This window comes from Ruegeria sp. HKCCSA071, from assembly GCF_017872555.1.
Taxonomy (GTDB): Bacteria; Pseudomonadota; Alphaproteobacteria; order Rhodobacterales; family Rhodobacteraceae; genus Ruegeria.
This window is the reverse complement of record NZ_JAEDOX010000016.1, coordinates 33,007-45,298: the sequence shown is the minus strand read 5'-3', so window position 1 is coordinate 45,298 and position 12,292 is coordinate 33,007. Positions and strand designations below refer to the sequence as shown.

Annotated in this window: 10 protein-coding genes; 7 read left to right on the top strand and 3 right to left on the bottom strand. The window is 57.9% G+C overall.

What is annotated here, in order from left to right; all coding sequences use genetic code 11:
• The first annotated feature begins 43 nt into the window (after window positions 1-43).
• Complete coding sequence (locus I9188_RS18620) at window positions 44-586, top strand: AAA family ATPase (RefSeq protein ID WP_209507729.1); 543 nt, start codon at window positions 44-46, stop codon at window positions 584-586.
• Between the two features lie 4 nt (window positions 587-590).
• Here the strand turns inward: I9188_RS18620 and I9188_RS18615 are convergent, their stop codons facing one another.
• Window positions 591-1,424 (bottom strand): prephenate dehydratase, encoded by an 834-nt coding sequence (locus I9188_RS18615; protein WP_209507731.1) that lies wholly within the window; start codon window positions 1,422-1,424, stop codon window positions 591-593.
• A 120-nt stretch (window positions 1,425-1,544) separates the two neighbouring features.
• On the opposite strand from I9188_RS18615, the gene I9188_RS18610 reads away from it, so the two are divergent.
• The 5 genes from I9188_RS18610 (at window position 1,545) to I9188_RS18590 (ending at window position 7,909) form a co-directional block, all read left to right on the top strand.
• On the top strand, window positions 1,545-2,057 hold the full coding sequence (locus I9188_RS18610) for a cytochrome c family protein (protein WP_209507801.1): 513 nt from the start codon (window positions 1,545-1,547) through the stop codon (window positions 2,055-2,057).
• Window positions 2,058-2,227: 170 nt separating this feature from the next.
• Window positions 2,228-4,132, top strand: a complete 1,905-nt coding sequence (locus I9188_RS18605) for an extracellular solute-binding protein (RefSeq protein ID WP_209507733.1) — start codon at window positions 2,228-2,230, stop codon at window positions 4,130-4,132.
• Window position 4,133: 1 nt separating this feature from the next.
• A complete protein-coding gene (locus I9188_RS18600) occupies window positions 4,134-5,228 on the top strand; it encodes a microcin C ABC transporter permease YejB (RefSeq protein WP_209507735.1) in 1,095 nt (364 codons plus the stop codon).
• Window positions 5,229-6,335 (top strand): ABC transporter permease, encoded by a 1,107-nt coding sequence (locus tag I9188_RS18595; protein ID WP_209507737.1) that lies wholly within the window; start codon window positions 5,229-5,231, stop codon window positions 6,333-6,335.
• A complete protein-coding gene (locus I9188_RS18590; protein ID WP_209507739.1) occupies window positions 6,332-7,909 on the top strand; it encodes an ABC transporter ATP-binding protein in 1,578 nt (525 codons plus the stop codon). Before I9188_RS18595 ends, I9188_RS18590 begins: the two co-directional genes overlap by 4 nt.
• A gap of 24 nt (window positions 7,910-7,933) precedes the next feature.
• Here the strand turns inward: I9188_RS18590 and I9188_RS18585 are convergent, their stop codons facing one another.
• Both I9188_RS18585 and hemN read right to left on the bottom strand, forming a co-directional pair.
• Window positions 7,934-9,862, bottom strand: a complete 1,929-nt coding sequence (locus I9188_RS18585; RefSeq protein ID WP_209507741.1) for an elongation factor G — start codon at window positions 9,860-9,862, stop codon at window positions 7,934-7,936.
• Between the two features lie 213 nt (window positions 9,863-10,075).
• Entirely contained in the window at window positions 10,076-11,431 is a 1,356-nt protein-coding gene (gene hemN / locus I9188_RS18580; RefSeq protein ID WP_209507743.1) for an oxygen-independent coproporphyrinogen III oxidase, read from the bottom strand.
• 61 nt (window positions 11,432-11,492) lie between these two features.
• On the opposite strand from hemN, the gene I9188_RS18575 reads away from it, so the two are divergent.
• A complete protein-coding gene (locus tag I9188_RS18575) occupies window positions 11,493-12,236 on the top strand; it encodes a transcriptional regulator FnrL (RefSeq protein WP_209507745.1) in 744 nt (247 codons plus the stop codon).
• Window positions 12,237-12,292: the final 56 nt, after the last annotated feature.

Genomic DNA, 12,292 nt, shown 5'->3' with positions numbered 1-12,292 from the left:
TCTGCCGGGCTGATTGGGGCAAGGCTTGGGAATGAAACCTCGGATGTCGCACATTATTTTTCTGCACGGCGCATCAAGCAGTGGAAAATCGACGATCGCACAGGCATTGCAGCTGAAGACAGAGAAGCCGTTCTGGCATATTTCGATCGATCACCTGCGCGATTCTGGTGTTCTGCCGCTTGAACGCTATCGCCGTGACGAGTTCGATTGGACCGACGACAGATCGGCTGTCTTTGATGGGTTTCATCAGTCGCTGGCTGCTTATGCGGCCTCGGGCAACAATCTAATTTTGGAACATATTCTGGATACGCCGGGGTGGGCCAAAGACTTGCGCGACCTCTTCCGTCCGTTCGATGTTCTTTTCGTAGCTGTCCATTGCCCGGTTCCCGAGTTGAACGCGCGCGAACGATTGCGCGGCAACCGTCCGGTGGGAAGCGCCCAACGTGACCAATCCATGATCCACGCTGGCAGAGTTTACGATATTGAGATTGATTCGACGGACGGCATCGAAGCCAACGTGCAGGCAATTCTTCAAGCATGGCGCAATGACCTGCGCCAATCGGAATTCAGCCCGCTTTTCGCGTGACGCGTCAGCCGCGCGGATGTGCTGCCGGATAGACGCCCAGAACTTCGACATTGGTCGTGAAATGCTCAAGCTCGTCCATGGCCAGCTGCACGTTGCGGTCTTCGGGATGCCCGACAATATCCGCGTAAAACTGCGTCGCGGTGAAGGAGCCGTCGACCATATAGCTTTCCAGCTTGGTCATGTTGATCCCATTGGTGGCAAACCCACCCATCGCTTTGTAAAGCGCGGCAGGGATGTTGCGGACCTGAAACACAAAGCTGGTGATCATCCCATGATCGCCCCGGCGGGACAAATCCGTTTCGCGCGACATGACAAGAAAGCGGGTCGTATTGTCGTCATTATCCTCGATATGGCGGGCCAGCACGTTCAGGTTATAGATCTCACCGGCCAACTCGCTGGCCAGCGCGGCTGAATGCGGATTGCCTTCCTCGGCCACTTCGCGGGCGGCGCGGGCGTTATCGGGGCTGACGCGGCCGCGGATGCCGTGTTCCTTAAGGAAACCTGCACATTGCGGCAGCAGCACCAGATGCGAATGCGCCTCGGTTATGTCTTCCAGTTTTGCACCCGGCACGGCAAGAAGGTTGATGTGAACCCGGACAAAGGCCTCATCGATGATATGCAGCCCGCTGTGGGGTAACAGCCGGTGAATATCGGCCACCCGCCCATAGGTCGTGTTCTCGACCGGAAGCATTGCCAGATCCGCATCGCCTGAGCGGACCGATTCGATCACATCCTCGAAAGTGCGGCAGGGCAGGGCTTCCATATCTGGCCGAGCGTTGCGGCAAGCCTCGTGACTGTAGGCGCCGGGTTCCCCCTGAAAAGCAATGCGATTGGTCATTTGGTCGATTCCATGCAACAAGTTCGCGATTTGGTCGTTTCGTCGCGGTGTCTATACCTTGCCTCTCGCAAGTGGAAGCCTTAGACACCTGCGCAGACAGCTGAAATGGACACGCGATCAATGTTCGACACGATGACAGTAACCAAGGCCGCCGCAGGCCTGTTCGGCACATTCCTGGTGCTGCTTCTGGCCAAGTGGGGGGCGGATGTCCTCTATTCTTCCGGTGGCCATGGCTCGGCTGAGGCCGCCTACATTATCGAAACCGAAAGCTCGGGCGAAAGCGCCGACGGTGAAGAAGTGGTCTTTGAGGACCTGCTGGCCGCCGCAGACGTCGAGAGCGGCGCAAAAGTGTTCCGCAAATGCACCGCGTGCCACAAGCTGGAAGACGGCGCAAACGGCACTGGCCCTTACCTGTACGGTGTGGTTAATCGCCCCGTCGCCTCGGCCAACGGCTTCACCGGTTACTCGGCCGGTATGCAGGCGCATGGCGGCAACTGGACACCCGAAGCGCTGGATGCCTTCCTGACCAAGCCCGGCAGCTATATCTCGGGCACATCGATGAGCTTTGCCGGTCTGAAAAAGCCGCAGGATCGCGCCGACGTGATTGCCTATCTGCAGACAATCGGCAACTGATTGCCTGACCGATCAGAACTATTCAAAGCCGCTGCCGCAACGCAGCGGCTTTTTTGTCTGAAGAAACCTTCACAAAGCGCTCACGCATTCTAAACTTGAATCTGCACGTGCTGGCACTTTAGCTAGCGGTTACGACATTGACGGTGACAATGACCGAGAGGATGAGCAATATGATATCCCTGATGCCTGCTGCACGTGATCTTGAGGTAAGGCCATGGGTTGGCATTTTGGGGCTCTGTGCCGCTCTGATTGCTCCGCATGCAGCACAGGCGCTGGATGAAGGCGTCACCCGCAGTCACGGGTATTCGTATTTCGGAAATCTGGATTACCCGGCGGATTATGCGCATCTGAATTATGTGAATCCCGACGCCCCCAAGGGTGGCGAGCTTTCGCTGGCAGCCTCTGGAACGTTCGATTCCCTCAACCCCTATTCGCGAAAGGGGCGTGCCGGTGCGCTGACCACATTGCAATATGACCGTCTGTTTGAAAGTGCCGAAGACAGTGTCGGGCAGTATTACGGCGTAGTGGCAGAAAGCCTGGAATTTGATGAAGGACGCAACTACGTCATTTTCCATTTGCGCCCCGAAGCAACTTTTTGGGATGACACGCCTGTCACGGCGGAAGATGTTGTCTACAGCCACCGTTTGTTCATCGAACAGGGCCTGCCTTCTTACGCGCAGGCCGTTGGCCGCATGGTGACAGGGGCCGAGGCGTTGGATGACCATACCGTCAAATTTACCTTCAATCCCGAAGTCACCCGCCGCAGCCTGATTGAAACTGTCGGCTCAACGCCAATTTTCTCAAAGGCGTGGTTCGAGGCGGATGAGACACGGCGGCTGGATGAACCGCGGCTGGAAGTGGCGGTAGGCTCTGGCCCCTACAAGCTCGACAGCTACGACATCAATCGCCGCATCGTTTACAAACGCCGGGACGATTATTGGGGCAAGGACCTGCCTTTTAATGTCGGCCGCAACAACTTTGATACAATCCGGGTCGAGTATTTCGCCGATCAGACGGCAGCGTTCGAGGGTTTTAAGGCGGGTGAATACACATTCCGGATCGAAAGTGACCCCAAGCTTTGGGCGACCGGGTATGACTTCCCTAAGCTGGATGAAGGCACAGTTATTCGGGATGAGATCGCGGATGGCAGCCCGCCGACACCTTCGGGCTTTGTCTTCAATCTTGGAAAACCGCAATTTGCCGACAAGAATGTCCGCAAGGCCCTGGCTCTGGCCTTCAATTTCGAATGGACGAACGAGTCATTGTTGTTCGGCCTGAACACGCCGCGGAATTCTTTCACGCAAGGAACCCCGATCGAGGCGCAAGGCCTGCCCGAAGGGGCAGAGCTGGCGTTCCTGCAGGCGTTGGGCGACGTTGTTCCAGAAGATGTCCTGACGGAACCCGCTGTTGTGGCGCACGAATCAAACCCTGCACGCCTGAATGACCGAAAAAACTTGCGCAAAGCTGCCAGAATATTGGATGAGGCAGGCTGGTCCGTCGGCGAAGGCAATATTCGTCGCAATGCCGAAGGGCAGACTTTGAAGGTTAATATTCCATATCCTTCAAACCTGCCGACCTCGACCGCAACGATGATCGAAACCTATGTCCAGAACCTGCAATCCATCGGGGTGGATGCCTCGACCGAGAAAGTTGATCCGGCGCAATACACTTTGCGCAGCCGCGAGCGAGATTATGACATGGTCTATTCCACGCGCTACGGGTCGTTCTTGTCTACCGGGGGCGGTCTGAGCCAGATGTACGGATCGGAAGAAGCGGCCTTTAGTCTGTTCAACCCGGCAGGTCTGGCCAGTCCCTTGGTCGACGCGATCATCGAGGCGTCCTTTGAAACGGACAATCAGGCGGATCAGGACACGGCGTTGATGGCTTTGGATCGCGCCTTGCGGTACGAGTTTTTCGTAATCCCCGTGGGGTACATCGCAGAATACTGGACAGCATATTACGATATGTACGAATACCCGGAAAACCTGCCGCCCTATTCACTGGGTTATCTTGATCTGTGGTGGATCAATCCGGAAAAACAGGCTGCGTTGAAAGCGAAAGGCGCGCTGCGATAACATGGGCGCCTATATACTAAGACGCTTATTGCTGATCATTCCGACCCTTCTGGGTATCATGATCGTCAACTTCACGCTGGTCCAGTTCGTACCTGGCGGGCCGGTCGAACAGATCATCGCGCAAATCGAAGGTCAGGGTGACGTATTCGCCGGGTTCGCCGGTGGGGGCGACGCCGGAGCGGGTTCCGAACCGGCGGGCGGTGTCTTCGACGACAAATATGTCGGTGCGCGCGGCCTTCCGCCCGAGTTTATTGCTGAGCTGGAAAAAGAATTCGGCTTCGACAAGCCCCCGCTTGAACGGTTCCTGATCATGATGGGCAACTATCTGACGTTTGATTTCGGCGAGAGTTATTTCCGCTCGATCAGCGTGATCGACCTGGTGCTTGAAAAGATGCCGGTCTCGATCTCGCTGGGGCTGTGGTCGACCCTGATTGCCTATCTGGTCTCAATCCCGCTGGGTATTCGAAAGGCGGTCAAGGATGGATCGCAATTCGATACCTGGACAAGCGGGGCGATTATTGTGGCCTATGCCATTCCGGGCTTTCTGTTTGCGATCCTGCTGCTGGTGCTTTTTGCTGGCGGGTCATACTGGCAAATCTTCCCGCTGCGTGGCCTGACGTCGGACAATTGGGACAGCCTGAGTTTCTTTGGCAAGATCACGGATTATTTCTGGCACATAGCGTTGCCGACGATTGCATTGACAATCTCGGCTTTTGCGACACTGACCCTGCTGACCAAGAACTCGTTTCTGGATGAGATCAAGAAACAGTATGTCATGACAGCCCGCGCCAAAGGGCTGAGTGAACGCAAGGTTCTATACGGTCATGTCTTCCGCAACGCGATGCTGATTGTGATTGCAGGGTTCCCGGCCGTGTTCATCGGGGTGTTTTTTGGCGGGTCGATCATTATCGAGACGATTTTCTCGCTGGATGGACTGGGCCGTTTGGGGTTCGAAGCTGCCGTTGCGCGCGATTACCCGGTGATCTTCGGCACGCTGTTCATCTTCGGTCTGATGGGGCTGGTCGTCGGCATTATCAGCGACCTGATGTATGTGCTGGTCGACCCGCGCATTGATTTCGAAAAGCGGGAGGGGTAAATGGCTTTGTCCCCGCTGAACCAACGCCGCTGGAGCAACTTCCGCCGCAACAGACGGGCCTTCTGGTCGCTGATCATCTTCGCTGTGTTGTTCGGCCTGTCGTTGTTTGCCGAATTCATCGCCAACGACAAACCCATCCTCGTGAAATATCGGGGAGAGTACTTTACGCCGGTTTTCAACTTCTACGCCGAAACCGAATTTGGCGGAGATTTCCAAACCGAAGCGATTTATCGCGACCCCGAGGTTCAGTGCCTGATCGACAGCGGTGGATTGGAAGACTGTTTCGATGATCCCGAAGGCATCATCGAACAGATCGACGCCGGAACGTTCCAGGCTGAGGGTTTTGAACCCGGCTGGTCGCTCTGGCCGTTGATCCCCTATTCCTTCAATACCTCGGTGGACCGCCCCGGTGCTGCGCCCCTGCCGCCCAACGGCCAGAACCTGCTGGGTACCGATGATACCAAGCGCGACGTGCTGGCCCGCGTGATTTACGGCTTTCGTTTGTCGATCCTGTTCACGCTGCTGGTGACGGGTGCGGCTAGCTTGATCGGGATTTTCGCGGGTGCCATCCAAGGGTTCTTTGGTGGCTGGCTGGACCTGATCTTTCAGCGGATCATCGAGATCTGGTCGGCAACCCCTTCGCTTTACGTGATCATCATCATGTTTGCGGTGCTAGGGCGAAGTTTCTGGTTGCTGGTCGCACTGATGATCCTGTTCAGCTGGACCGGGCTGGTCGGAGTGGTGCGCGCCGAGTTCCTGCGGGCGCGGAACCTTGAATATGTCCGCGCGGCGCGGGCGCTGGGTGTTGGCAACATGACGATCATGTTCCGCCACATGCTGCCCAATGCGATGGTGGCCACGCTGACCTTCATGCCGTTCATCGTCACCGGAACCATCGGCGGGCTGGCTTCGCTGGATTATCTGGGCTTTGGCCTGCCGTCCTCGGCCCCCTCGCTGGGAGAGCTGACCTTGCAGGCCAAGCAGAACCTTCAGGCCCCATGGCTGGCCTTCACCGCCTTCTTCACCTTTGCCATCATGCTGTCGCTGCTGGTCTTCATCTTTGAAGGCGTGCGGGATGCATTCGATCCCAGAAAGACCTTCTCATGAGCTTGCTGGATGTGAAAAACCTCAAGGTCTCGTTCCGTCAGGATGGGCAGGTCAACGCGGCCGTCAAAGGCGTGTCCTTCACTGTGGACCGCGGGGAAACCGTCGCGCTGGTGGGCGAATCCGGATCGGGCAAATCGGTTACCGCGCTCAGCACCGTATCTTTGCTTGGCGACAGCGCGTTGGTCGAAGGCTCGGTCACCTATGACGGGCAAGAGATGATCGGCGCCTCGGAACAGCATCTGATGGATGTGCGGGGCAATGACATCAGCTTTATCTTTCAGGAGCCGATGACCTCGCTGAACCCGTTGCACACGATCCAGAAACAGATGGCTGAATCGCTGGCCCTGCATCAGGGTGTGGCTGGCGATGTGGCACGGGACAGGATTGTCGAATTGCTGACCAAGGTCGGTATCCGCGATCCTCAAGACCGGCTGGACAGCTATCCGCATCAGTTGTCAGGCGGTCAGCGGCAGCGGGTGATGATCGCCATGGCCCTTGCCAACAAACCGGACATCCTGATCGCGGATGAGCCGACAACGGCACTGGATGTGACCATTCAGGCGCAGATCCTCGAACTGCTGGCTGAATTGCAGAAATCGGAGAACATGGGGATGCTGTTTATCACCCATGATCTGGGCATCGTGCGCCGCATTGCTGACCGGGTCTGTGTGATGAAAGACGGCGAAATTGTCGAAACCGGCGTGACGACCGAGATTTTCGAAAACCCGCAGCACCCCTATACCCGCAAACTTCTGGCGGCAGAGCCGTCGGGTCAGCCTGCACCCGTTGCCACGGATGCGGAAGAGGTCGCGCGCACCGATCACCTGAAGGTCTGGTTCCCAATCCAGCGCGGGTTTCTGAAGCGTACGGTTGGATATGTGAAAGCGGTGAACGACGCGACCCTCTGCGTGCGCGCGGGTGAGACGTTGGGGATTGTTGGAGAAAGCGGGTCGGGCAAGACCACGCTTGCGCTGGCCATGATGCGGCTGATCGCGTCCGAGGGTGGCATCACCTTTCGCGATCAGGACGTGCGCAAATGGTCCACGCGGGAACTGCGGCGGTTGCGCAAGGACATGCAGATCGTGTTTCAGGACCCGTTTGGCAGCCTCAGCCCACGAATGACCTGCCAGCAGATCATTGCAGAAGGTCTGGCCATTCACAACGTCGACCCGGACCGCGCACCGCGTGAACTTGTGGCCGAGGTGATGACCGAAGTGGGGCTTGATCCGGCGACGATGGATCGATACCCGCACGAGTTTTCCGGCGGTCAGCGTCAGCGCATCGCCATTGCCCGCGCGATGGTTCTGCGGCCCAAACTTCTGGTTCTGGACGAGCCGACCAGCGCGCTGGATATGACCGTTCAGGTTCAGATCGTCGATCTGCTGCGCAATCTGCAACAGAAATACGGGCTGGCCTATCTGTTCATCAGCCATGACCTGAAAGTGGTCCGGGCCATGTCGCACAACGTGATCGTCATGCGAAACGGCGATGTGGTCGAAATGGGCGCGGCCGAGGATTTGTTCGAAAATGCCCAGACCGAGTATACCCGCGAATTGATCGCAGCGGCGGGCTGAGAACAGCCCGCCCGGTGTCGCGCGTCAGGCGCTGGCTTTTTCCCGTGCAGATGACTGGGGCACAGGCCCGCGCAGTTCCTCGTAGTGATCAAAGCTCAGCTTGACCCACCCGGTCCCGCGCGTGGCGCTGGCCAGCGTGCGGTGCAGTTCGTCCTCGGCAACGGCGGGCAACTGGGCGTTGAATATCTCCCAGCCCGTCGCATTCGGGTTGCCCTCAAATCCCAGAACCTGCCCCTGAAGGGTGCTGATCGTTGGTACGAGATCGCCCACAAAAGCCGAGGGCAGGTGTATCTCGGCGCTCAGGATCGGTTGCAGGACGACAGGTTTGGCCTGCGGCAACGCCTCGCGCACCGCGTTTTTACCTGCGGTCCGGAAGGCATAATCCGAACTGTCCACATTGTGGTGTTTGCCATCGCTCAGGATCACTTTGACATCAACCACGGGAAAGCCCTCGGGGCCTTGTTCCAATGCGTCCTTGGCCCCGTGTTCCACCGACGGGATGTAGTTCTTGGGAACAGCACCGCCCTTGACCACTTCATCGAACTGGAACCCCGATCCGCGCGGCAAAGGCGCGACCGAAATCACCACATCTGCAAATTGCCCGGCACCGCCGGACTGTTTGCGATGGCGATGGCGATGCTCAACCGTTGCGCGGATGGTTTCGCGATAGGCGGTTTCCACCTGTTCCGCCTCGATCTCGATCCCGAAATCCTCGGCCAGCTTGGCGGTCACGCGGCGCATGTGCTGCGGACCCTGCGAGCCCAGAATCGAATGACCGCTCATCTCATCCTGTTGCAGGTGCAGGCCCGGATCGATTTCGGCCAGACGGCTCAGGGCGTTTGACAGGCGCACATCGTCCCGCTCATGCGCGGGCGAGACGACCTGACGATGCGCAACCGGATGAGACGACGCCCATTCCGGCAGTTCCGTCGCAGAAGAACTGTCATAAATGTATCCGGGGTTGAGGTGATCGGATTTGACCGCCAGCCCGATCTGCCCAGCCTCCAGCGTGGCGATCTGGGTCTTGGCGTCCAGAGTTGTCAGGTTGCCGACCGTTTCACCGCCCAACGCCTCATGCGCTTTTACCCCGTCCCCAAGGCCGCGCAGAACGATGATCTTTCCGATATGCTTTTTGACATCCGCAAAGCCCGCGATGGCACGGGCGCTTTCGGCGGCCTCGTCCCGTCCGGCAGCAATATCAAACTCGGGGGCCTCATGACGCAGCGCTTTCATCAGGCGCGTCAGCCCGTTGCCGTGGCTTGCGGCGCCCAGACAAGCGGGGATCAACTGATGATTCTGCAGAACTTGCGCGGCCAGTTCATAAACCTCATCGCTTGGGGGCTGTTTGTCTTCAATCAATTGTTCCAGCAGGTGATCATCGAAATCGGAAAGCGTCTCAAGCAACTCGGTCCGCGCTTCCTGCTCTCGATCCTCGACAGATTTGGGTAGCTCAATCAGGGCCGACGGCTGGCCCTCCTGATACTTCCACGCCCGTTCCGAGATCAGATCGACCGCGCCGATGATCGTGTCGCCCTCGCGGATCGGAACCTGACGCAGGGCGATGTGGTGCGTGCAATAGGTTTGCAGCGCCGCGATGATGTCGCGGATGCGGCCATTGGGGTTATCCATGCGGTTGATGAAAAGAAAACAGGGAATGCCCGCCTCTTCCACCAGCCGAAGATAGGGCGCGCACAGCACGGCGGCATTTGGATCGGGTGGTACCACGATAACGGCAGCATCCGAGATTGCCATGGCAGGGCCGACATAAGCGAGGGAATCGCCACCCCCATCCACATCGATCGCGCACCAGGGCTCGTCCAGGTAAGAAAAACCGTGCAAGTGCACGGTTCCGGAAACATCGAATGTGGTCGGGCGCCCGTCGAGGCGGCTGATGGCCTCGACCAGGGTAGATTTGCCCGACTGGCTGGGCCCGAGGACGGTGAATACGCGCATGAGTGTTGTCCCTCTTTCAGGTTGCAGAATGGCTGCACGAAAAGGGCCATCCGACGCAGTCGCGTCAGCTAGGACTGTCTGTAATTTGCCCGCCTCAGGCCGCAGGGCGAAACATCACCCCACAGCTTGAGTGTGGGAAAAACCGCAGGCGTGCGTCAAGCCCCCGATGTGTTTTGTGCTTTACGGGCTGAATGTTGCCCGCAAAAAGAGAGGTCAGATCGCCGAGCTGTGCCCGGCTTTGCTGAGGTCGTATGCGTCAAAGCTGCGGGCAACCATCCGGGTCAGCGCGCGCGCCTCGGGGGGGATAAACAGCCCCTCGTCGCTGATTTGCAGCAGCCCGTCGAATGAGGCGTTGGCAGCGCGATACATGTCGTTCAGCGCTGCGACCGAGATATCGTGATCGCGCAGGATTTCAGCCGAATCGATCCGGAAATCGCACATCAGCGCTTCGATCAGACGGGCGCGCAGAATATCCTGACCTTTGAACAGGTGCCCGCGGGATGTCGAAAACTGCCCGTTGCGAATGGCCTTGGTATGAGCAGACGTAGCCGGGGCATTCTGCGCATAGCCTTGTGGAAAGCGCGAGATCGAGCTGGCCCCGACACCGATCAGAACATCGGCCAGGTCGTCGGTATAACCCTGAAAGTTCCGCTTCAGACGACCCGCGCGCAGGGCATGGGTCAGCCCGTCATCCTGCGTGGCAAAATGGTCGATGCCGATCTCGGCGTAGTTGTCCCACAGGAACAGGCGGCGGGCGGTGTCGAACAGTTCCAGCCGTTGTTCGGGCGTTGGCAGTGCGTCCGACGGGATCAGCTGCTGCCGTTTGGCCATCCACGGAACATGGGCATACCCATAAAGCGCCACGCGATCGGGGCTGAGCGACAGAAGCTTCTGCACGCTTTCCGTCATCCGAGCCTTTGTCTGGTGTGGCAGCCCGTAAAGGATGTCCGCGTTCAGGCTGGTAATGCCACGTGCGCGGATCATGTCGATTGCATCGCGCGTGGTATCGTAGCTTTGAATGCGGCCAATAGTTTTCTGGATTTCATCGTCGAAATCCTGCACCCCGATCGAGGCGCGGTTCATGCCTGCCTCTGCCAGCGCATCCAGACGCGCCTCGTCAATCTCGTTCGGATCGATTTCAACCGAGAATTCGGCATCCGGCCCCATGGGGACGATCCCCAGAATGTGCTGTGCCAGACCACGCATCAGCTGGTCGTTCAGCAACGTTGGTGTACCGCCGCCCCAGTGCAGGCGCGACAGCACCACACCCGCGGGCAGGCGCGCCGCCAGCAAGTCCAGCTCGGCTTTCAGAACATCCACATAGGCAATCACCGGATTGTCGGTTTGTGTGCCTTGCGTCCTGCAGGCGCAGAACCAGCACAGCCTGCGGCAGAACGGGACGTGGATATAAAGGGATATGGCGCTGCCGGGTTTGATTCCCGAAATCCAGTCGCCAAACATGTCCGCCCCAACGTCATTGTTGAAATGGGGCGCTGTGGGATAGCTTGTGTAACGCGGAACTTTCGCGTCAAAAAGTCCAAGCTTTGCCAATTGTGGTTTCACTATCATGACGATACCCTTAAGGGGCAGGCGACTTAGGTGCTTTGACGGAGATCAAGTGGAAACGCAGATGACAATAAAAGCACAGTTCGATCATTCAAATTGCGCAGACTGCCCGATACGACATCGCGCGGTCTGCGCCCGCTGTGATGCGGACGAGCTGGAAGCGCTTGATGCCATTAAATATTACCGCAGTTTCGAGGCGGGTCAGACCATCATCTGGTCGGGTGACCAGATGAATTTCGTCGGCTCGGTCGTATCGGGAATCGCATCGCTGACGCAAACCATGGAAGACGGTCGCACCCAGATGGTCGGTCTGCTTCTGCCCAGCGATTTCGTCGGTCGCCCGGGGCGCGACGTTGCACCTTATGATGTACAGGCGACAACGGATGTCGTGATGTGCTGTTTCCGCAAGAAACCATTCGAAGAGCTGATGGACGAAACGCCACACATCGCGCATCGCTTGCTACAGATGACATTGGACGAGCTTGATGCCGCCCGCGAATGGATGCTGGTTCTGGGTCGCAAGACAGCGCGCGAAAAGATTGCCAGCCTGATTTCGATCATTGCCCGGAGGGATGCGTCGATTGGTCAAAAGGGCCTGTCGGGACAGATCGTGTTCGATCTGCCTCTGACCCGAGAAGCCATGGCGGATTATCTGGGACTTACGCTTGAGACGGTCAGCCGCCAGATTTCAGCTCTGAAAAAGGACGGTTTGATCTTATTGGAAGGCAAACGTCACGTGACCATCCCCGATCTTGGGCGGCTCATGGAAGAAGCAGGCGACGATTCTGATGGCGGGTTTCTGGTCTGACCAGTCTTTTGTTCGGCAGAATTCGCTTACCGCGACCATCCGGTCGGTTCACGTAC

Bases quoted from the DNA above. Each gene is read 5' to 3' on its own strand.
- I9188_RS18610 (WP_209507801.1), top strand. From the start codon at position 1,545: ATGTTCGACACGATGACAGTAACCAAGGCCGCCGCAGGCCTGTTCGGC.
- I9188_RS18620 (WP_209507729.1), top strand. From the start codon at position 44: ATGTCGCACATTATTTTTCTGCACGGCGCATCAAGCAGTGGAAAATCG.
- I9188_RS18585 (WP_209507741.1), bottom strand. From the start codon at position 9,862: ATGCGCGTATTCACCGTCCTCGGGCCCAGCCAGTCGGGCAAATCTACC.
- I9188_RS18590 (WP_209507739.1), top strand. From the start codon at position 6,332: ATGAGCTTGCTGGATGTGAAAAACCTCAAGGTCTCGTTCCGTCAGGAT.
- I9188_RS18605 (WP_209507733.1), top strand. From the start codon at position 2,228: ATGATATCCCTGATGCCTGCTGCACGTGATCTTGAGGTAAGGCCATGG.
- I9188_RS18615 (WP_209507731.1), bottom strand. From the start codon at position 1,424: ATGACCAATCGCATTGCTTTTCAGGGGGAACCCGGCGCCTACAGTCAC.
- hemN (WP_209507743.1), bottom strand. From the start codon at position 11,431: ATGATAGTGAAACCACAATTGGCAAAGCTTGGACTTTTTGACGCGAAA.
- I9188_RS18600 (WP_209507735.1), top strand. From the start codon at position 4,134: ATGGGCGCCTATATACTAAGACGCTTATTGCTGATCATTCCGACCCTT.
- I9188_RS18595 (WP_209507737.1), top strand. From the start codon at position 5,229: ATGGCTTTGTCCCCGCTGAACCAACGCCGCTGGAGCAACTTCCGCCGC.
- I9188_RS18575 (WP_209507745.1), top strand. From the start codon at position 11,493: ATGACAATAAAAGCACAGTTCGATCATTCAAATTGCGCAGACTGCCCG.